Source organism: Nocardia sp. NPDC059240 (assembly GCF_042753865.1).
Taxonomy (GTDB): Bacteria; Actinomycetota; Actinomycetes; order Mycobacteriales; family Mycobacteriaceae; genus Nocardia.
On sequence record NZ_JBHZAC010000008.1, the window covers coordinates 151,349 to 170,241 of the forward strand.

At 68.3% G+C, this 18,893-nt stretch carries 18 protein-coding genes; 8 read left to right on the forward strand and 10 right to left on the reverse strand.

Annotated elements, in window-relative coordinates:
* Nucleotides 1–87 precede the first annotated feature (87 nt).
* Complete coding sequence (locus tag ACFXHA_RS28140) at nucleotides 88–1,713, forward strand: DUF222 domain-containing protein (RefSeq protein WP_379361900.1); 1,626 nt, start codon at nucleotides 88–90, stop codon at nucleotides 1,711–1,713.
* Nucleotides 1,714–1,992: 279 nt separating this feature from the next.
* On the opposite strand, the gene ACFXHA_RS28145 is transcribed toward ACFXHA_RS28140, so the two are convergent.
* A complete protein-coding gene (locus tag ACFXHA_RS28145) occupies nucleotides 1,993–2,991 on the reverse strand; it encodes a GlxA family transcriptional regulator (RefSeq protein WP_379361902.1) in 999 nt (332 codons plus the stop codon).
* A 70-nt stretch (nucleotides 2,992–3,061) separates the two neighbouring features.
* On the opposite strand from ACFXHA_RS28145, the gene ACFXHA_RS28150 reads away from it, so the two are divergent.
* Entirely contained in the window at nucleotides 3,062–4,030 is a 969-nt protein-coding gene (locus tag ACFXHA_RS28150) for an NADP-dependent oxidoreductase (protein WP_379361904.1), read from the forward strand.
* 20 nt (nucleotides 4,031–4,050) lie between these two features.
* On the opposite strand, the gene ruvB is transcribed toward ACFXHA_RS28150, so the two are convergent.
* From ruvB to pdxT, 8 genes are all read right to left on the reverse strand, one after another.
* Nucleotides 4,051–5,139 carry a Holliday junction branch migration DNA helicase RuvB gene (ruvB, locus tag ACFXHA_RS28155; RefSeq protein WP_379361906.1) on the reverse strand — a complete coding sequence of 363 codons (1,089 nt, stop codon included), beginning with the start codon at nucleotides 5,137–5,139 and terminating at the stop codon, nucleotides 4,051–4,053.
* Nucleotides 5,140–5,145: 6 nt separating this feature from the next.
* The gene (gene ruvA / locus ACFXHA_RS28160) at nucleotides 5,146–5,751 is read right to left on the reverse strand and encodes a Holliday junction branch migration protein RuvA (protein ID WP_379361908.1); all 606 of its coding nucleotides are present in this window, start codon (nucleotides 5,749–5,751) and stop codon (nucleotides 5,146–5,148) included.
* A complete protein-coding gene (gene ruvC, locus ACFXHA_RS28165; protein WP_379361910.1) occupies nucleotides 5,748–6,332 on the reverse strand; it encodes a crossover junction endodeoxyribonuclease RuvC in 585 nt (194 codons plus the stop codon). The genes ruvA and ruvC overlap by 4 nt, the downstream gene beginning before the upstream one ends.
* Before the next feature lie 120 nt (nucleotides 6,333–6,452).
* Entirely contained in the window at nucleotides 6,453–6,815 is a 363-nt protein-coding gene (locus tag ACFXHA_RS28170) for a hypothetical protein (protein ID WP_379361912.1), read from the reverse strand.
* Between the two features lie 21 nt (nucleotides 6,816–6,836).
* Nucleotides 6,837–7,283 carry a hypothetical protein gene (locus ACFXHA_RS28175; RefSeq protein ID WP_379361914.1) on the reverse strand — a complete coding sequence of 149 codons (447 nt, stop codon included), beginning with the start codon at nucleotides 7,281–7,283 and terminating at the stop codon, nucleotides 6,837–6,839.
* 84 nt (nucleotides 7,284–7,367) lie between these two features.
* Nucleotides 7,368–7,895, reverse strand: a complete 528-nt coding sequence (locus ACFXHA_RS28180; protein WP_379361916.1) for an O-acetyl-ADP-ribose deacetylase — start codon at nucleotides 7,893–7,895, stop codon at nucleotides 7,368–7,370.
* A 71-nt stretch (nucleotides 7,896–7,966) separates the two neighbouring features.
* Nucleotides 7,967–8,719: a YebC/PmpR family DNA-binding transcriptional regulator gene (locus ACFXHA_RS28185; RefSeq protein ID WP_379361918.1), complete on the reverse strand. Its 753-nt coding sequence runs from the start codon at nucleotides 8,717–8,719 to the stop codon at nucleotides 7,967–7,969.
* 53 nt (nucleotides 8,720–8,772) lie between these two features.
* A complete protein-coding gene (gene pdxT, locus ACFXHA_RS28190) occupies nucleotides 8,773–9,408 on the reverse strand; it encodes a pyridoxal 5'-phosphate synthase glutaminase subunit PdxT (protein ID WP_379361920.1) in 636 nt (211 codons plus the stop codon).
* A gap of 192 nt (nucleotides 9,409–9,600) precedes the next feature.
* On the opposite strand from pdxT, the gene ACFXHA_RS28195 reads away from it, so the two are divergent.
* On the forward strand, nucleotides 9,601–11,292 hold the full coding sequence (locus ACFXHA_RS28195) for an APC family permease (RefSeq protein WP_379362297.1): 1,692 nt from the start codon (nucleotides 9,601–9,603) through the stop codon (nucleotides 11,290–11,292).
* Nucleotides 11,293–11,305: 13 nt separating this feature from the next.
* On the opposite strand, the gene ACFXHA_RS28200 is transcribed toward ACFXHA_RS28195, so the two are convergent.
* A complete protein-coding gene (locus ACFXHA_RS28200; protein WP_379361922.1) occupies nucleotides 11,306–12,157 on the reverse strand; it encodes an acyl-CoA thioesterase in 852 nt (283 codons plus the stop codon).
* A 108-nt stretch (nucleotides 12,158–12,265) separates the two neighbouring features.
* Here ACFXHA_RS28200 and ACFXHA_RS28205 point away from each other — a divergent pair, with 108 nt between their 5' ends.
* From ACFXHA_RS28205 to ACFXHA_RS28225, 5 genes are all read left to right on the forward strand, one after another.
* A complete protein-coding gene (locus ACFXHA_RS28205) occupies nucleotides 12,266–13,282 on the forward strand; it encodes an alpha/beta hydrolase family protein (protein WP_379362298.1) in 1,017 nt (338 codons plus the stop codon).
* Complete coding sequence (locus ACFXHA_RS28210) at nucleotides 13,279–14,490, forward strand: saccharopine dehydrogenase family protein (RefSeq protein ID WP_379361924.1); 1,212 nt, start codon at nucleotides 13,279–13,281, stop codon at nucleotides 14,488–14,490. Before ACFXHA_RS28205 ends, ACFXHA_RS28210 begins: the two co-directional genes overlap by 4 nt.
* The gene (locus ACFXHA_RS28215; protein WP_379361925.1) at nucleotides 14,487–15,341 is read left to right on the forward strand and encodes a PaaX family transcriptional regulator C-terminal domain-containing protein; all 855 of its coding nucleotides are present in this window, start codon (nucleotides 14,487–14,489) and stop codon (nucleotides 15,339–15,341) included. The genes ACFXHA_RS28210 and ACFXHA_RS28215 overlap by 4 nt, the downstream gene beginning before the upstream one ends.
* Before the next feature lie 134 nt (nucleotides 15,342–15,475).
* Nucleotides 15,476–16,666, forward strand: coding sequence for a hypothetical protein (locus ACFXHA_RS28220; protein ID WP_379361927.1), 1,191 nt, complete (start codon nucleotides 15,476–15,478; stop codon nucleotides 16,664–16,666).
* Nucleotides 16,666–18,885, forward strand: coding sequence for a tetratricopeptide repeat protein (locus ACFXHA_RS28225; protein ID WP_379361929.1), 2,220 nt, complete (start codon nucleotides 16,666–16,668; stop codon nucleotides 18,883–18,885). Before ACFXHA_RS28220 ends, ACFXHA_RS28225 begins: the two co-directional genes overlap by 1 nt.
* Nucleotides 18,886–18,893: the final 8 nt, after the last annotated feature.

Below are 18,893 nucleotides of genomic sequence, written 5' to 3' on the forward strand. Positions count from 1 at the left end.
TGAATCAGGTTATTAGCCATAGATTTACCGTGCGTGTTGCTTTGATCATGCTGTTGTGTCGCATGTTTCGAAAGTATGATCGAATACATGACTGATATCGCAGATGAGATGGCTACCGCGCAAGCGGTTGTCGCTCAGCTGCGCGACGTGCACTCGCAGATTGCTGCGCTGCAAGCCGAAGAGATCGCGTTGATGACCGCGCTTTACCGCCTGCGCCGTGAACAGCAGCTCGAGCTCGGTGTCAGCAACCTCAACGCGGGCGAAGACACCGCCACGGAAATCGGTGTCGCGTTGAAGGTTTCGCAGGGTACCGCCGATGGACTCATCGGGTTGGGTCTGGATCTGGAGAACCGCTGCACCGCCACCCGCGAAGCCTTCGCCGCCGGTCGTATCGACCTCGCGCAAACCCGCGCGATCACCAAGTCGCTGACCAACACCTCCGACGACCTGCTCGCCGAACTGGAACCCTCCCTTGCCGCCTACGCGGAAAACGCTGAGCCGCAGCGCATCCGCCGCACCGCCCGCCGCCGCCTGCTCGAAGCCGACCCCGCCGGCCAGGCCGCGCGCCGCAAGTCTGCCGAAGCCGACCGCTACGTCTCGATCACCGCCCACGACGACGGGACCGCCCTCCTCGACGGCGTCCTCCCCGCCGCCGGAGGCCAAACCCTCTACGAGCGCCTCCGCGAAATGGCCTCTCGCGAGTGCTGCGCCAAGGACCCCCGCACCGTCGCCCAACGCCGCGCCGACGCCCTCGTCGCCTTGGCCGACGGCACCGGCCGCCTGCTGTGCCAGTGCGCCTTGGAGGATTGCCCGCGCGCTGTGACCGGCGATATCCCGGTCGCGCGCAAAGCCCTTGTCCAGGTGGGCGTCTCCGCCGAAACCCTCGCCGGTCTGCAAGACAACCCGGCCCTGCTCTCGGGTCTGGGCGCGATCGACCCCGACTTGGCCCGTCAGATCGCCCGCCACGCCCGCTTCGAAATCATCACCGACCCCCGCCCCGCCACCACGTCTACAACCTTCCGCGCGACCGCCACTCCCACTGCGGCACCCCTCATCGCGACCACCTTGACCAACGGCATCACCACCGGCGCTGCCACTGGCACTGCGACCACCGCTGGTGCGGAAACCGGCTCCGCCGTTGCAGGTGCTACCTCCCTGCCCGCCACCACCTGGCACGCCGAAAACACCGACCACACCACCGAATTGCGGTACCGGCCCGGCGCGCACACCGCGCGGCAAGCCCGCGCGATCGACGGGATCTGCCGTGCGCCCGGCTGCCATATTCCCGCCGCGGCCAGCGATCTCGACCACCAAGACCGCTTCGACCACACCAACCCCCACGCCGGGGGCCGCACCACCGAGGACAACCTCGGCGCCCGCTGCCGCCGTCACCACCGGCTCAAGACACTCGCCGACAACCACGCCAACGGATGGACCGTCCGTCACCACCCCGGCCGAGTCGTCGAATGGCGCACGCCCACCGGGGAATCCGCGATCACCGAACCCGAAGGCAGCCTTTACCTCTTCCCCACCACCGTCGTGCCGCCGGTCACCGCCGCCGGGGTGCCGGACGCCGAGCCGACCGGGTCGATCTTCGATCCGGGGGTCGCGGTCAACATCATGACCGAGCTGGTGCAGGTGTACGTCACCCCGGCGCAGCGTCGGGAGCAGGCACGCGCCCTCGCTTCGCGTCGGGCTCGGATCAACATGTGATTCGGCGGCTCGAGGCCAGGTAACTCGGGGGGAAGACTACTTGCGTGACTGCACGCCAATGGGATTGCGTCGCGGTGGGATGTACCAGGCAGTGTGGTTGCGTCGCCTGCCCTACCGGACTTGAGCTGACGCGACTTGGGAGACGTGACTCGCCTACCGGCCGACGGACTGCACGGATCACCTTTTACTGCCTTTCATTACCCTCCTTTTCGAGTGGGCGGTGGTGCGCCCAGGGCGCTATGTGCTCGATGGAACGGCGTCTGTGTGAGGTGCGTGAGGTCAGCCGAGTGGCTCGGTGATGGCTGTGCCGGTTCGGAAGGTGCGTCGATAGGCTGACGGGGCGACGCCGATTGCCTCGTGGAGGTGTTGGCGTAGTGAAGCGCCCGTGGCGAATCCGACCTCGCCGGCGATGCGGTCGACGGAAAGTTCGGTGGTTTCGAGTAGTTCGCGGGCGCGGAAGATGCGCTGCTGGATCAGCCAGCGGCCGGGGCTCATTCCCACCTCGTCGCGGAAGCGGCGGGCGAAGGTGCGGCCGCTCATGCGAGCCTGATCGGCCAGGTCCGACATGGTGAGGGGGTGGTGCAGGTTTTCCAGGGCCCATTGGCGGGCGGTGGCGGTGCCCGCGGCGGTGGCGGGCGGGACGGGTTGTTCGATGAACTGGGCTTGGCCGCCTTCGCGCCAGGGCGGGACGACGCAGCGGCGGGCGACCATATTGGCGACTTCGCTGCCGTGGTCGTTGCGGATCAGGTGCAGGCACAGGTCGACTCCGGCGGTGGCGCCGGCGGAGGTGAGGATGTCGCCGTCGTCGACGTAGAGGACGTTCGGGTCGAGCTGGATTTTCGGGAACATCCGCTGGAAGCGGTCGGAGAAGTTCCAGTGGGTGGTCGCGGGGCGATTGTCGAGCAGACCGGCGGCGGCTACCACGATGGCGCCGGTGCAGATGGATACCAGGCGCGTGCCGGGGCGGAGGTTGGTCAGGAGGTCGGAAACCTCTTGTGGCAGGCCGTCTTCCAGGATCGTCAGCACATCGCACGGTGGAATCACCACGGTGTCGGCGGTTTTCAGCACGCTCGCGTCGTTGGCGACCGCGATGTCGAAGTCGGAGCTGCTGCGGACCGGGTGGCCGTCGAGGGAGCAGGTGAGGACCTCGTAGCGGCCGTCGGCGGTGCCGAACACGCGATTGGGGATGCCGAGCTCGAAGGGGTAGGCGCCGTCGAGGGCCAGCACCACGACGCGGTGCGGCGGGGGCGCGTTCTCGGGGATGGCGTCACACTGCATGGCACGATTCTATCGAATAATGGCGATCGTGCCATTTTCTGGGGGCTCGTCGCACGGCAGGCTGGGATGCATGAGCGACAAGGACATCACCATCCCCACCACCATGAAGGCCATCCGTCAGGAAGTCCTCGGTGGTCCCGAGGTACTGCACGAGGTGGAATTGCCGGTGCCGCAGCCGGGTCCGAGCGAGATCCTGGTGCGGGTGCGCGCGACGGCACTCAACCCGACCGACTGGAAGCATCGCGCGTTGAAGGGCCTGTTCCTGCCGGACCCGCCGTATGTGCTCGGCTGGGATGTTTCCGGTGAGGTCGTGGCAACGGGTGTCGGTGTCACCCTGTTCCAGCCGGGCGACGAGGTCTTCGGCATGCTCCCCTACCCGCACGGGCACGGCGCGGCCGCCGAGTATGTCACCGTCACCGCCCGCGCGTTCGCCGGCAAGCCCGCCAATCTCGATCACGTGCAGGCCGCCGCGATCCCGCTGGCCGCTCTCACCGCCTATCAGGCGATCGTCGACACCGCGAACGTGCAAGCGGGACAGCGGGTTCTGATCCACGCGGCGGCGGGCGGGGTCGGGCATTTCGCGGTTCAGATCGCGAAATCGCTTGGTGCGTATGTGATCGGCACGGCCAGTGCGGCCAACCATGAGTTCCTGCGGTCGATCGGCGTGGACGAGGCGATCGACTATCACGCGGTGGACGTCAACGAGACCGTGCGGGACATCGACTTCGTGCTCGACCCCATCGACGAGGCGCACGCCATCCGCTCGCTGAACACGCTCCGCCCGGGTGGCATCGTGGTCGCGATTCGCGGTGGCGTCGGCAGCGAATTGCGTGACGCCGCTGCCCGACTCGGCGTTCGCGGGGTGTCGCTGCTGGTCGAGGCCGACCACGCGGGGATGGATGCGCTGCGTGCACTCGCCGAATCCGGTGCGCTGCGGCCCACCATCGCGGGTGCGTTCCCGTTGTCCGATGCCGCCAAGGCACATGCCCTGGGCGACACCGGACGGACGGTCGGCAAGCTCGTACTGACCGTGGATTGAATCGCGGCCGACTGAATCGCCTACGGCTCGAACAGGTCCAACTGGGGTTCGCGCGGACGGACCTCGATGGAACCGAAGACCAGGTCCGGAGGCGGGACCAGGCCCAGATGCTCCCAGGCGGCCGCGGTGGCGACGCGGCCGCGGGGAGTGCGGGCCACCAAACCGGCACGCACGAGGAAGGGTTCGCAGACCTCTTCGACGGTGGCGGATTCCTCGCCGACGGCGACGGCGAGGGTGGAGACGCCCACCGGGCCGCCGTTGAAGCTGCGGATCAACGCGCTCAGGACCGCGCGGTCCAGGCGGTCCAGGCCCAGGACGTCCACGTCGTAGACGGCCAGTGCGGCGTGCGCGATGTCGGTGGTGACCAGGCCGTCGGCCTTGACCTCCGCGTAGTCGCGGACGCGGCGCAGCAGGCGGTTGGCGATACGCGGCGTGCCCCGGGAGCGGCCCGCGATTTCGGCGGCGGCATCGGATTCCAGTCGGACGCCGAGGATTCGGGCCGAGCGTTCCAGGATCAGTTTCAGTTCGTCCGGCTCGTAGAAGTCCATGTGGCCGGTGAAGCCGAAGCGGTCACGCAGGGGGCCGGTGAGCGCACCGGAGCGGGTTGTCGCGCCTACCAGCGTGAATGGGGCGATGTCGAGCGGAATCGAGGTGGCGCCAGGGCCTTTGCCGACGACCACGTCGACGCGGAAGTCTTCCATGGCCAGGTACAGCATTTCCTCGGCCGGCCGGGCCATGCGGTGGATCTCGTCGATGAACAGGACATCGCCCTCGACCAGATTGCTGAGCATGGCGGCCAGGTCGCCCGCGCGTTCCAGGGCGGGGCCCGAGGTGAGGCGCAGGGCGGTGCCCAGCTCACCGGCGATGATCATCGCCATACTCGTCTTGCCCAGACCCGGTGGGCCCGAGAGCAACACGTGATCGGGAGTGCCGCCGCGTAGTTTCGCACCGCGCAGCACCAGGGCCAGCTGTTCGCGGACGCGGGGCTGGCCGATGAAGTCGTCCAGGGACTTCGGGCGCAGGCTGGCCTCGATCTCGCCGTCGGACTGCAGATAGCTTGCGGAGACGGCGGATTCGTCGTCGGTGAAGTCTTCGAAATCCTCGGCCATGGGGTGCTACCGATTCTTGCCGAGCAGCCCGAGCGCGGTGCGCAGCGCCTGCGAGGTGCCCAGGTCGGGATCGTCGACCAGGACGGCGTCGACCGCGCCCTCGGCTTGCCGGGCCGGGAAGCCCAGGCCGATGAGCGCGTCCACCACCTGGTCGCGCACGGGAGTGACGGCGGTGGCGGCACCGGATCCGGGCGGACCCGATTGCACCGGAACCAGATTCACCTTGTCGCGCAGCTCCACGACCATGCGTTCCGCGCCACGCTTGCCGACGCCGGGCACCCGGGTCAGGGCGGCCACGTTCGATTCGGCCAGGGCCTTGCGGAGTGCTTCGGGTTCCAGGACGGCGAGCACGGCCATGGCCAGCTTCGGACCGACACCGGACACGGTCTGCAACAACACGAACAGTTCGCGAGTTTCGGTGTCGCCGAAACCGAACAGCGTCATCGAATCTTCGCGCACGATCATGGTCGTGTAGAGCCGGGCGTCTTCGCCGCGGGTCAGACTCGCTAGCGTGGCGGGAGTGGCATTGAGCCGGTAACCGACTCCGGCGGCCTCGATGACCACATGGTCGAGTCCGATCTCGAGTACCTCGCCGCGAACCGACGCGATCACCGCGTTACCGCCTTCCGTCCTTGAGAACCCCGCTGCTGGGCCAATTTTTCCTCGTACAGTTTGCGCTGCCGTTCGGCCAATGCCTCCGCCTTGGCCATGCGTTCCAGCATGGGCGCACGCCAGCAATGGCAGATGGCCAGGGCGAGCGCGTCGGCGGCGTCGGCGGGTTTGGGCGCGACGGACAGCCCGAGGATACGGGTCACCATCGCGGTCACTTGCGCCTTGTCCGCCGAACCGTTGCCGGTGACGGCCGCCTTCACCTGAGACGGGGTGTGGAAGTGCACCGGGATCCGGCGTCTGGCGGCCGCGAGCGCGATGACGCCACCGGCCTGCGCGGTCGCCATCGCGGTGCGCACATTGTTCTGCGAGAAGACCCGTTCGATGGCAACGACTTCCGGCCGATGCGTATCCATCCACGCCTCGGCCGCGTCGGAGACGAGCAGAAGTCGTTGCGCCAGATCCATTTCCGGTGGGGTGCGCACCACGTCGACCTGGATCATCGTCACCTGGCGGCCCATGCTGCCCTCGACCATGCTGATCCCGCACCGGGTGAGACCGGGGTCGACACCCATCACCCGCACCGAAACCCCTCTCACCGTGAACGAACAACTGTTCGAGAGTCTAACGGACCCTCGCCGCGACATTGTCCATCGACACGGCCGATCCCGGTGCGGGCTCGGCTTATCCGGCCGCGATCAGCACTACCCGGCGGAGCCCGTGGGAATGCTGTTGTTGACCACGGCACTCAGGTATTCGACGCTCGTCACCCAGTTCGTACGAGGCGGGCTGTCCGACCACGGCCCTTTGCTGTCCGGGCACGAGACGTAAACGTGCCGGGTGGAGTGGCGGTTGACGGCGATCGACATGGTCTCTGGGCCGACCATGCCCGTGCAGTTCACCCGAACCCGGACCACGTAGATGTCGTCGGTGTCGTTGCGGCAGGTGAGATCCACGCACGAGACGCCCTCGGCCAGGTCCGTGGCGAAGGCCGCGGGGGCGAGCGCCCCCACCGCACCGGTGAACAGCGCGGCCGCGCTCAGTCCGATCAGCAATCGAGTAGTCATGTGTATCAACTCCTATCGATGTCACGAACCGTTGGCAGCGGGCGCGTCAGGGCGGCGGCGACTGGTGTTGTCGACCGACGCGCTGAGATAGTCGATGCCGGTCAGGTAGCTCGGCTCGAACTTGTCGGGCTGCTTTTCCATGGTGGGCGAGCCGAAGCTGCCGTCGGGCTTCATCGAGGGCGAGCCCATGCTGTAACCGCCGTCCACCCAGCGCCCGCTGCATCCGACCTGGGTCTGCTCGGTGGTGTGGCTGTTCACCCAGACCGAGGTCTCGTACCCGTCACCCCAGCCCGAACAGTGCACCCGTACCTGAATGCGATAGATATCGTCAGTGTCGTTGCGACAGCTGCCATCGCCGCACGAGACGCCGTCCGCCAGGTCGGTGGCGAAGGCCGCCGGGGCGAGCGCGCTCGCCGCGGCGGTGATCAGGGCGGCCACGCCGAGACCGATCAACAACCGTTGAGCCATGCGTGAATCAACTCCATTCAACTGCGACCCGACCCGGTAACGATCTTGTCGCACAGGAGCTTTCGTGCATATCGGGATAATCCCCTATTTCGGGCCTTGATCACCCTGAAGCGCACCCGCGAAGATTTTCAGGGCGTCATCACCGAACAGCACGAAACTCACCTGCTCAACCTTGGTCGGGGTGGTTCGCACGGTGTCGACGGCGATGCGGGCGCCGTCGTCCATAGGCCAGCCGAAGATGCCGGTGGAGATTGCGGGGAAGGCGATGGTCCGCGCGCCGAGTTCGTCGGCCACGCGCAGGGATTCGCGGAAGCAGGAGGCCAGCAATGCCGAACGGTCCTCGGTGGCAGACCAGACCGGGCCGACGGTGTGAATCACCCACTGTGCAGGGAGGTTTCCGGCGGTGGTGGCGACGGCCTGACCGGTCTTCAGACCGCCTCCGTAGTGCGAGGCCCGTAGCGCCCGGCAGGCCGCGAGGGTCTCCGGACCGCCCTTGCGGTGGATCGCGCCGTCGACTCCCCCGCCGCCGAGCAGAGAGGAATTCGCGGCATTCACAATCGCATCCACCTGCTGTTCGGTGATATCGCCTCGCACGGCGCGCAATTCAGGCATGAGGCGATTCAACACGACGCGGGCCGCATTCCCGGTGGGAATGCGGCCCGCGTAGTCGTGGCTCTGCCGGGCTAGGCGTCCAGCTCGGCCAGCACCTCGTCGCTCACGTCGAGGTTGGTGTAGACGTTCTGCACATCGTCGCTGTCCTCGAGGGCGTCGACGAGCTTGAACACCTTGCGGGCCAGGTCGGCATCCGCGGCAACGGTCATCGAGGGCTGGAAGCCGGATTCGGCCGAGTTGTAGTCGAGCCCGGCCTGCTGCACCGCGCTGCGCACCGCGAGCATGTCGCTGGGGTCGGAGATGATCTCCCACTCCTCGCCCAGATCGTTGACCTCTTCGGCGCCGGCGTCGAGCACGACCATGAGGATGTCGTCCTCGGTCTGCCCGGCCTTGTCGAGAGTCACGATGCCCTTGCGGGAGAACAGGTACGACACCGAACCGACGTCGGCCATATTGCCGCCGTTGCGGGTGACCGCCAGGCGCACTTCACCGGCCGCGCGATTGCGGTTGTCGGTGAGGCACTCGATCAGCAGGGCGACACCACTGGGGCCGTAGCCCTCGTACATGATGGTCTGCCAGTCGGCGCCGCCCGCTTCTTCACCGCCGCCGCGCTTGCGCGCGCGCTCGATGTTGTCGTTGGGCACCGACGACTTCTTCGCCTTTTGGATGGCGTCGTACAGAGTCGGATTGCCGTCCGGGTCACTACCACCGGTGCGGGCCGCCACCTCGATGTTCTTGATCAACTTCGCGAAGAGCTTGCCGCGCTTCGCGTCGATGCCGGCCTTCTTGTGCTTGGTGGTGGCCCATTTGGAGTGGCCGCTCATTCCCTACTTCCTCGTTTCAGGGGGCTGAATGGTGTCCGACATTCGAGAGTACGTCAGACTCCGGCGCGCGGACGCACCGCGGTGTCGACGAACAGCTTGTGCACCCGCAGATCGCCGGTGACCTCCGGATGGAAGGAGGTGGCGATGACATTGCCCTGGCGGACGGCGACGATGCGACCGGCGGCGGGACCGGAGGGGACCGTGGCCAGCACCTCGACACCGTCGGCGACCGCTTCGACCCACGGCGCCCGGATGAAGACCGCGCGAACAGCGGAATCCAGGCCCGCGAATTCCAGATCGGTCTCGAAGGAATCGACCTGCCGGCCGAAGGCATTGCGGCGCACCGTCATATCGATGCCGCGCAGCACCTGCATGTCCGGGCGGGTGTCGAGCACCTCGCTCGCCAGCAGGATCATGCCCGCGCACGAGCCGTAGGCGGGCAGGCCCTCGGACAGCCGCTGCCGCAGCGGTTCGAGCAGGTCGAAGACCTCCAGCAGTTTGCTGATGGTGGTGGATTCGCCGCCGGGAATGACCAGACCGTCGACCGCCGCCAGCTCGGATTCGCGGCGTACCGCCACCGCAATCGCCCCGCACGCCTCGAGCGCATGCACGTGCTCACGCACGTCACCCTGCAGAGCCAGCACACCAATCGTCGGTTTCACGCCCCGAGCATACGTTTGCCCGGTCATGTGGCCCTGCTCACCCGGGGTGTCAGAGATTCGTTAGGAGGGGTGTCGACAAGGTCGTTTAGGTGAACACTGCCCGATGTGACTGATTTGCTACCGCAAACCTCGCCCGGACCGCGTGGTGGTGTCGACGCGCCGCCACCTCGGCACGGGCTGACTGTCTCGACCGGTCTGGCCGGACTCTCCCTGGACGCCATGGCTTCGGTCGCCTACGGCCCCGAGGCGATCGTGCTGGTCCTCGCCGCCGCGGGCAGTGTCGGGCTCGGTTTCACCCTGCCTGTGACCCTGGCGATCGTGGTGCTGCTGACCGTGCTCACGTTCTCCTACCGGCAGGTCATCGCCGCCTTCCCGAACGGCGGCGGCGCGTACGCGGTAGCCAAGGCGCGGTTGGGCCGACGGACCAGTCTGGTGGCGGCCGCCTCGCTGATCGTCGACTACATCCTGAATGTGGCGGTGTCGATCGCGGCCGGTGTGGCCGCCCTGACATCAGCGTTCCCCGGGCTGTTCCCCTATACCGTGTGGATCTGTCTGGCGGTCCTGGTAGGCATCACCATCCTGAACCTGTACGGCATCCGCGAGAGCGCGCGGGCCTTCATGGCCCCGACCGTGGTGTTCGTGCTCGGCATCTTCGTGGTCATCGTCGCGGGCCTGCTGCGCACGCACCCGGCGACCGTGGAAACCGGTGCGGCCGTGGCCGAGAACGCCCGCACCATCGGAATCCTGCTGCTGCTCAAGGCCTTCTCCAGCGGTTGCGCCGCGCTGACCGGTGTCGAGGCCATTGCCAACGCCGTCCCCAGCTTCGCGGCCCCCAAGGTGAAGCGGGCGCAGAACGCCGAGGTCGCCCTGGGCGTGGTGCTGGGCCTGATGCTGATCGGCCTGGCCATTCTGATCGGTAAGTTCTCGATCCACCCGATCGACGGCACCACCATCCTGTCGCAGTTGACCGAAGCCGCGCTCGGCCACGGAATCGCCTACTACGTGGTGCAATTCGCGACCGTGATCCTGCTGGCGTTGGCCGCCAACACCTCCTACGGCGGGCTGCCGACGCTGACGAAGATCCTCGCCGACGACAACTGCCTGCCGCACCGGTTCGCGGTCAGCTCGCAGCGCCAGGTGTATCGGTACGGCGTGATCGCGCTGGGTGTGTCCGCGGCCGTGCTGCTGGCGGCGTCGCGGGGCGATATGAACGCGCTGGTACCGCTGTTCGCCATCGGTGTGTTCGTCGGATTCACCATCGCCCAGGGGGGCATGGTCCTGCACTGGCTGGATGTGCGCACGGCGGGCTGGCAATGGCGCGCGGCGCTCAACGGCTTCGGCGCTGTGCTCACCTTCGTGGCGCTGATCGTCACCACCGCAATGAAATTCACCGAGGGCGCATGGCTGATCGTGGTGGTGCTGCCGCTGCTGGTGATCGCCATGGAACGGATCCGCACGGTCTACACCCGCATCGAGGGCTGCCGGGGCGCGGGGTGTCTGCCCGCCGAACCGAAGGCCACCGAGACGGCGATCGTGGTGCCGGTGTCGGAGGTGTCGGAACTCAGCCGGGAAGCGCTCTCGGCGGCCATGTCGCTGGGCCGGGACGTGATCGCGGTGCACGTGTGTCTGCCGGGCGAGAACATCACGGTCTTCACCAAGGAGTGGGAGACCTGGCATCCGGATGTGCGGCTGGTACTGCTCGAGGACGGTGATTCGACCGTCGGCGGGCCGGTGGCGCGCTATGTGCGCGACAACTTCACCGGCCGCCGCAAGGTCGTGGTGATCGCCGAGATCGAGCCGCCCGCAGGCTGGAATCACGTGCTGCCGAGTCACCGCAGTGACGAGCTCGAGCGCGTGCTGCGCAAGATGAACGACACCGTGGTGTGCCACTTGCGCGTGCAGACGGCGTGAAAACGACTGTGAATCAGGCAGTTCCGGGCGGGTACGAGGCGGCCTGCGGGTCGCGGAAGGTGCGGATCAGGCCCTCCTGCATGACCACGGCGACCAGTTCGCCCGCCTGGTTCCAGATCCGCCCGCCGGTCAGTGCCCGGCCCGCGCCCGCGCTGGGCGACTGCTGGTCGTACAGCAGCCAGTCGTCGGCGCGGAACGGGCGCAGGAACCACATGGCGTGATCGAGCGAGGCGTTCTGGGTGGGTTCGTCGGGGTGGATGACCTTCGAGGAACCCAGCAGCGTCATATCGCTCATGTAGGCGAGCGTGCAGACGTGGAACACCGAATCGTCGGGCAGCGGGTGGCGGTAGCGGAACCACACCTGCTGCTGGGCGATGGTGCCCTCGCGGCGGTCCACCTCCTCCTGCGGGATGGTCCGGATGTCCCAGTGCTCCCATTCGCGCATGGCCCACAGGCGTTCCGGGCTCATCGACTCCTTGGCATCGGCCAGCTCCAGCGGCGGCCGCACGCTCGGCATCACGTCCTGATGCACCGGGCCCTCGTCGCCGACGTGGAAGGAGGCCGACATGGTGAAGATGGCCTCGCCGTTCTGCACCCCGGTCACCCGACGGGTGACGAAGGAGCGCCCGTCGCGGATGCGGTCGACCAGGAAGACGGTCGGCCGTTCCGGATTGCCGGGCCGCAGGAAATACCCGTGAAGCGAGTGCACCTGGAAGTGCGGATCCACCGTGCGCACCGCCGCGACCAGCGCCTGCCCGGCCACCTGCCCGCCGAATGTGCGCGGCAACTGCGTCTTGGTGGACGCGCCGCGGAAGATGTCGCGTTCGAGTTGCTCTATTTCGAGCGCCTCTTCGATCGTCGCCATGCACTCGTCCCTTCGCCTTGGTCGCGCTCAGGCTAACAATCCTCAGCTATCTATCATTTCTCATACGTTCGTTTTTGATACGATAGATTTATGGGTTGGAAGCGACGGATCCTCATCGCCACCGGTTGCGTTGCCGCGCTGGCCGTTTCGGCCGGTGCCTGGGTAATCGCGGCGAACGACTTCGATATTCGCGAGCAGCGGGTCACCATCACCGGCGCGGCGCAGACGCTGCAGGGCACCCTCGCACTGCCGAAGCACGGCGACGGGCCGTTCGGGCTGGTGGTCTTCGTGCACGGCGACGGACCGGCGAACGCCGACCGCGACGGGTTCTACCGGCCACTGTGGGAGAGCTTCGCCGCGGCGGGATACGCGTCGCTGGCATGGGACAAGCCGGGAATTCATGGCGCGGCGGGCAATTGGCTCGATCAGAGCATGCACGATCGGGCCACCGAGACCGAGGCGGCCTTGGACTGGGCGCGCAAGCGGCCGGAGATCGACGTGAATCGGATCGGGCTGTGGGGCATCAGTCAGGCGGGCTGGGTGCTGCCGGAGGTCGCGGTTCGGCATCCTGAGCTGCGGTTCATGGTGCTGGTCGGCGCGGCCGTGAACTGGATGCGGCAGGGTGAGTACAACCTGCGGGCCGAGCTGCGGGAGCGGCATGCCCCCGAGGCGGAAGTGGCCGCCGAACTGCGGCGGCGGGACAACGATCTGTCGCTGCTGCGCGAGGGCGCGAACTACGACCGATATCGTTCGGCGACTACGGATTCCCCGCCGATGTCGGAGGATCGCTGGTGGTTCGTCCGGCAGAACTATCGCGCCGATGTCTCCGAAACCCTTCCGCGGCTGCGGATTCCGGTGCTGCTACTGCTCGGCGAGCGGGATCTCAATGTCGATGTCGCCGAAACCGAGCGCGTCTACCGCGAATCGGTGCCACCGGATCTACTCACCGTGCGGACGTTCCCCGATGCCTCGCACAACATCGTGAAATTCGATCTCGACCGGCCCGACGGCGTGCGGCCGTTCCTGGTGGCGGTGTTCGCGCCTCGATCCCTGTATGCACCCGGCTATCTCGACGCGCTGCGCCGGTACGCCGAACAACCACCGAACCACAGGAGTGCCTCATGAGAGTCCTCGCCCTGGGCGGAGCGGGCGCGATGGGCGCGGCCGCCGTCGAGACCGCCACGCGGATGCTGGGAGTCGAGCGGATCGTGATCGCCGACCGGGACGGTGCCGCCGCGGCCGCCGCCGCGCGGCGCTATTGCGATGCGCGGGTGCCGGTGTCGGCGCTGACGGTCGACGTGACGCACGGGCCCGCCTTGCGGGATGCGCTGTCGCAGGTGGATCTGGTGCTCAATACCGTTGGCCCCTATTACCGTTTCGGCCGCGTGGTGCTGCGCGCCGCGATCGATACCGGCACCCACTACCTGGATATCTGTGATGACTGGGAGCCGACCCTCGACATGCTCGACCTCGACGAGCAGGCGAGGGTGGCGGGGGTGTGCGCGGTGGTGGGCATGGGTGCCAGCCCGGGGGTGAGCAATCTGCTCGCGGCGCTGGCAGCGGACGGGCTCGACACCGTGATCGACGCGTATACCGCTTGGCCGGTGGATGTTCCGGACAAGGGCGGGGAGAACGCGCTGTCGTCGGACGGTCGGCCCAGTGCGGCGGCCGTGCACTGGATGCAGCAGAGCAGCGGCACCATTGCCGCGGTGGCGGCGGGGCGGTTGACCAAGCAGCGCCCGCTGCGGCCGGTCGCGCTGGAGCTGCCCGGCGGGCGACGCGGGACCGCGTACACGGTTGGGCATCCCGAGCCGATCACCTTGCAGCGCAGCCTCGAGCCGGTCGGTGACGCCGCCAATCTGATGGTGGTGACGCCGTGGACGCTCGGCTATCTCGAGGTGCTGCGCCGAGACATCGACGCGGGCCTGCTCACCGAGGAGACGGCCGCCGCACTGTTGGAGCAGCCGACACTGGGCCGGCTGGCGAGGTCGCTGCCGAAGGCCGTGCGCGCGCAGGGGCCCGGCAGCCTGCCGCCGTTCTTCGCCGCCGTGTCCGGGTGGCGGGCGGGTCGTGAATGCCGGGTGCTGGCGCACCTGGACCGCTCCGGGGCGACCGGGGCGGCCATCCGTAGGCTGTTCGACGATATGGCGCGGGCCACCGGGATACCGCTGGCGCTGGGCATGTCCCAGGTGATCGAGGGCTGCGCTCGCCGGCCGGGGGTGCATCCGCCCGAGGCGGTCATCGACGCCGGACGGTTCTTCCGGGAGCTGGGCCGAGAGCTCGGGGTGGCCGGGTCACCCGTGATCATCGAACGAGAGCCGGTGGTGCAGTGACGATTGCGACAGAGATTCCGACGCGGACGCTGGTGGAGAGCCTGGTCCGAGAGGACGCCACCATCGATGCCGGGGAACTCTACGACGTGGCGGCCGCGCTCGGCATGAGCGATCAGCAAGTGCGGTTGTGCATCAAAAGGCTGGTGGCCGAGGGGCAGTTCACCCATGAGGGACGCGGACGCAAGGCGGTACTGCGGGCCACCGCCGACACCCGGGGTGTGCTGGAACCCGACCTCGAGTACCTGCGGTTGATGTATGCCCAGGATCGCGGGCAGGCGGGCTGGGACGGGGTGTGGCATCTGGCGGCGTTCGCGGTGCCCGAGTCCCAGCGCACCGCCCGCGACGGGCTGCGCGACGCCATCGTGGGGCTCGGGGGCGCGCCGATCCAGGGTGGGCTGTATGTCTCGGTGCACGCCTGGGAGGACCGGATTCGTTCGGCCGCAGCCGGACTCGGGGTGGCAGGACAGCTCACGACGGCGACTACCGGCGATCTCGAGGTGGGCGGCGTGACGGCCGTCCGGGCGCTGGCGGCGCGACTGTGGCCGTTGGAGCGGCTGGCCGCCGGGCACGAGCGCTTGCTCGCGAGCGCCGAACACACCTTGCGTACACTGCCTTCGGCCGACCCCACGGAATGCCTCACCTTGGCCGTCGCTTTGGCGGCCGAATTCAGCAGGGCACTCGAACCGGATCCGCTGTTGCCGCCGGAACTGCTCCCCCGCCACTGGGTCGGGACGACCGCGCGGAAGGCCGTGGCCGAATGCTGGGTGGCACTGGATTCCGCTGCGCTGCCGCCGATTCGACTCTTCCGCTGGTATGCGGGCGTGGTGGCCGACATCACCGCAACCACCTAATCTCCCCGCCCCGGCGCGACCGCCGCACCACCTTCCAAGAAATCCTTACGGTTTGCTTACGCCCAGCGGTGGCAGCATGTGCTGACGGGCTCACGCCCGGATGAGGGATATCGCTGCAACAGGGGGTGCCAGTGTTGGCAATTGCCGAGGTCGATCAGGCCTTGGCCCGGCTCGATGCCGACCATGGTGAGATCCGCGTGAATCTCGCGGAGCTGGAGCAACATCCGGGAGTCCGGTTTCTCGACGGGGTACCGCTGACAGGTGTCAGCGCCGCTCGATGGGCGGCGGGCCGGGCCCGGCTGGATTGGTTGTGGGCACAGTTGGGGCTGTTGGAGCGGGTCGTCACGCGGGCGCACGAGGTACGCGGGCGGCGGGCCCGACCGCATCCGGCGGAGCTGGCGGAGTTGACGGAGTTGCTGTGTGGTCCGTCGGTCGAGCTGGCGCCGCAACCGATTCCGCTGGGCGAACGGGACCTGCTCGGCCCGGCCTCGGTGACCCGGTCGATAACGCTCGCGCAGTTGGTGGCCGAGATGAACGCGGCCTACCGGGAGGTGGCGCGGCTGGCGGCGGCGGCCGAAACGGTGTCGTCGACCTTTCTGCCGGGTGTGGATCGGACAGGGGCGCGGTTGGCCGAGGCGCGGCGGCTGGCGGACGAACTGGAGCTGGCCGAGGTCGGCCATTCACTGCCGGGGCGACTGGATGCCGTCGAAGCGCGGTTGAACACCGCACGCGCGCAGGGCATGTCGGATCCGCTGGGGCTGGCCGACGGCGATCCCGACGGGCTGACCCGGGATCTCGACGACGTGCTGGCCAAGCTCGAGGAGTTGCGGGCCCGCCGTGCGGGTGTCGCCGGACGGATGACACAGCTGGGCGCGGCCATCGACGAGGCCGAAGCGGTCGCCCGCGCGGCGCAGGCGGCGGCCGCGATCACCTCCGTGAAGATCCTCGGATTCACCGCGCCCGCACTGGAACCGACCGGCCCACTGCGGGATCGGCTGGCCCGACTCGATCACGCCGGCGGGCACTGGACCCGGCTCAATGACGACGTGGTGGCCCTGGCCCGGGATATCGACAAGGCCGGGACCGCCGCCGATGCCGCGCGCGATCAGGCGCAGGCGCTGTTGGATCGGCGCGACGAATTGCGCGGCCGGGTGGACGCCTACCGGGCCAAGGGCGCGCGGCTGCGGCTGAGCGAGGACCCGGCGGTTAACGCGTGCTACCAGCGCGCCTATGAGCTATTGCATTCCGCGCCGTGTGATCTCGCCGCCGCCACGCGGGCGGTGGCCGAGTATCAGCGGGCGATCTCCGAGAAGACGGCAGGATGATGACGAAGTGTTCGCGGCCCGATTGTGGCGGCACGATCGAGGATGGCTTCTGCGATGAGTGCGGGCTCGCGCCCGTAGCGCAGGCGGTGGCCGCTGGTCCGCCGCCGAGTTCTCGGACGGGGACGGGGACCGGAGTGGGTTCCTCCCGATCCGGGCGGCAGAGCCGGCGTGGGTCGTCGCGCTCGTCGTCCCGCTCGACTCGGACCGCCCGATCCAGCCGGGGTCGGCTGGGCGCGGGCCTGGTGCAGATTCCGCAAGTGCCGTACCGGGATCCGTCGACCGCGGTGATGTCGGATCCGCAGGTGCCCGAGCACGAACGCTTCTGCAGCAGCTGCAATCAGCGGGTCGGGCGCGGCCGCGACGGCGTGCCCGGGCGTACCGAGGGCTTCTGCCGGCAGTGCGGCAGCGCCTACTCCTTCACTCCGAAGCTCACCGCAGGTGATCTGGTGGCCGGGCAGTACGAGGTGCTGGGCTGCCTGGCGCACGGCGGACTGGGCTGGATCTATCTGGCGCGCGACCGCAATGTCAGTGATCGCTGGGTGGTGCTCAAGGGCCTGCTCGACACCGGCGACGCCGACGCCCTGGCCGCCGCGCTCGCCGAACAGCAGTTCCTGGCGACGGTGGAACACCCGAACATCGTCAAGATCTTCAACTTTGTGAAGCATCCCGACCCGCGCACCAACGAGCCGGTCGGCTACATCGTGATGGAGTACATCGGCGGGGCCTCGCTCAAAGAACTCCGCTCCCAGCGGGATTCGGCCGGGCAGCTGCAGCCGATGCCGCTGGCGCAGGGGCTCGCCTACATTCTCGAGATCCTGCCCGCCATGGGATATCTGCACGGCATGGACCTGCTGTACTGCGATTTCAAGCCCGACAACATGATCCAGACCGAGGAGCAACTCAAGCTCATCGACCTGGGCGCGGTGCGGCGGATCGACGACGAGGACAGCGCCGGATTCAAGACCGACGGCTACTGTGCGCCCGAGCTGGAAGACGAAGGCGCGTCGGTGGAATCGGACCTGTTCACCGTGGCCCGCACACTGGCCGTGCTGACCTTCAACTTCGACTACCGGGGCGCCTACCGCTACACGCTGCCGCCCGCTGCGGAAGTGCCGCTGCTGGGGCAGTTCCCGTCGTTCCGGCGGTTGCTGGAACGCGCCACGGCTACCGACCCGAACGAGCGCTTCGGCTCGGCCTCCGAAATGGCCGAACAGGTCACCGGGGTGTTGCGCGAGGTGGTGGCGGCCGAGGACGGTCAACCGCGCCCGGCGCTGTCGACCGTATTCAGCGGGGAGCGCGCGGCTTTCGGGTCGGACCCGCAGCAGTGGCCCGCCACCCCGCCCACCGACGCGATCACCGCGGCGCTGCCGGTGCCGATGGTGGACCCCACCGATCCGGCCGCCGGATTCCTGGCCACCACCTCCATCGGGGATCCGGCGTTGCTGGTGGCCGCGCTGCAGGCCGCGCCGATCTCCTCCCCGGAGGTGGCCCTCGCGCTGATCCGCGCCCGCATCGAGTCCGGCGACATCGACACCGCGCTCACCGAACTCGCGGCCCTCGAGGAGTCCGAGGACGCCGACTGGCGGATCACCTGGTATCGCGGACTGGCGGCCCTGGCGCGACGCGACTTCACCACCGCGCGCGACGCTTTCGACACCGTGTACGACATGCTGCCCGGTGAGGCGGCCGCCCAGCTGGCGCTGGCCACGGCCCGGGAGTGCGCCGGCGAGCACGACGCGGCGTCGCGGCTGTACGCACAGGTGTGGCGCACCGACCACGGGTATCCCAGCGCCGCCTTCGGTTTGGCACGCACCCGGCTGCAGGAACGCGATTTCGACGGCGCGATCACGGCCGCCGACTCGGTGCCGTCGAGCTCCAGCCATCACACCGCCGCCCAGCTCGCCGCGCTCGGGGCGCAGTTGGCGGGCGGGTTCGGACGGTATGTGATGGCCGCCGGGCATCGGCTCGAGGCGCTGCCGCTGGATCCGGAACACAAGGCGTGGCGTGGTATCGCCGTGCTCGAAGCCGCCCGCGTGCTGGTCGTCGCTCGCTCGGTCGAACCCGGTGCCACCGTGCTGGGCTGCCGCTTCGACGACAACGAGCTGCGCCGCGCGCTGGAATCGCGGTATCGGGAACTGGCCCGGCTGTCCTCGGACAAACTGACCCGGCGGGATCTGGTCAACCAGGCCAATGCGATTCGGCCTCTGAGTTGGGTGTGAGGGGAATG

Excerpts from the sequence above, each read along its gene's own strand:
- ACFXHA_RS28140 (WP_379361900.1), top strand. The coding sequence starts at position 88 with ATGACTGATATCGCAGATGAGATGGCTACCGCGCAAGCGGTTGTCGCT.
- ACFXHA_RS28145 (WP_379361902.1), bottom strand. The coding sequence starts at position 2,991 with ATGCAGTGTGACGCCATCCCCGAGAACGCGCCCCCGCCGCACCGCGTC.
- ACFXHA_RS28150 (WP_379361904.1), top strand. The coding sequence starts at position 3,062 with ATGAGCGACAAGGACATCACCATCCCCACCACCATGAAGGCCATCCGT.
- ruvB (WP_379361906.1), bottom strand. The coding sequence starts at position 5,139 with ATGGCCGAGGATTTCGAAGACTTCACCGACGACGAATCCGCCGTCTCC.
- ACFXHA_RS28170 (WP_379361912.1), bottom strand. The coding sequence starts at position 6,815 with ATGACTACTCGATTGCTGATCGGACTGAGCGCGGCCGCGCTGTTCACC.
- ACFXHA_RS28175 (WP_379361914.1), bottom strand. The coding sequence starts at position 7,283 with ATGGCTCAACGGTTGTTGATCGGTCTCGGCGTGGCCGCCCTGATCACC.
- ACFXHA_RS28180 (WP_379361916.1), bottom strand. The coding sequence starts at position 7,895 with ATGCCTGAATTGCGCGCCGTGCGAGGCGATATCACCGAACAGCAGGTG.
- ACFXHA_RS28185 (WP_379361918.1), bottom strand. The coding sequence starts at position 8,719 with ATGAGCGGCCACTCCAAATGGGCCACCACCAAGCACAAGAAGGCCGGC.
- pdxT (WP_379361920.1), bottom strand. The coding sequence starts at position 9,408 with ATGACCGGGCAAACGTATGCTCGGGGCGTGAAACCGACGATTGGTGTG.
- ACFXHA_RS28195 (WP_379362297.1), top strand. The coding sequence starts at position 9,601 with ATGGCTTCGGTCGCCTACGGCCCCGAGGCGATCGTGCTGGTCCTCGCC.
- ACFXHA_RS28200 (WP_379361922.1), bottom strand. The coding sequence starts at position 12,157 with ATGGCGACGATCGAAGAGGCGCTCGAAATAGAGCAACTCGAACGCGAC.
- ACFXHA_RS28210 (WP_379361924.1), top strand. The coding sequence starts at position 13,279 with ATGAGAGTCCTCGCCCTGGGCGGAGCGGGCGCGATGGGCGCGGCCGCC.
- ACFXHA_RS28225 (WP_379361929.1), top strand. The coding sequence starts at position 16,666 with ATGACGAAGTGTTCGCGGCCCGATTGTGGCGGCACGATCGAGGATGGC.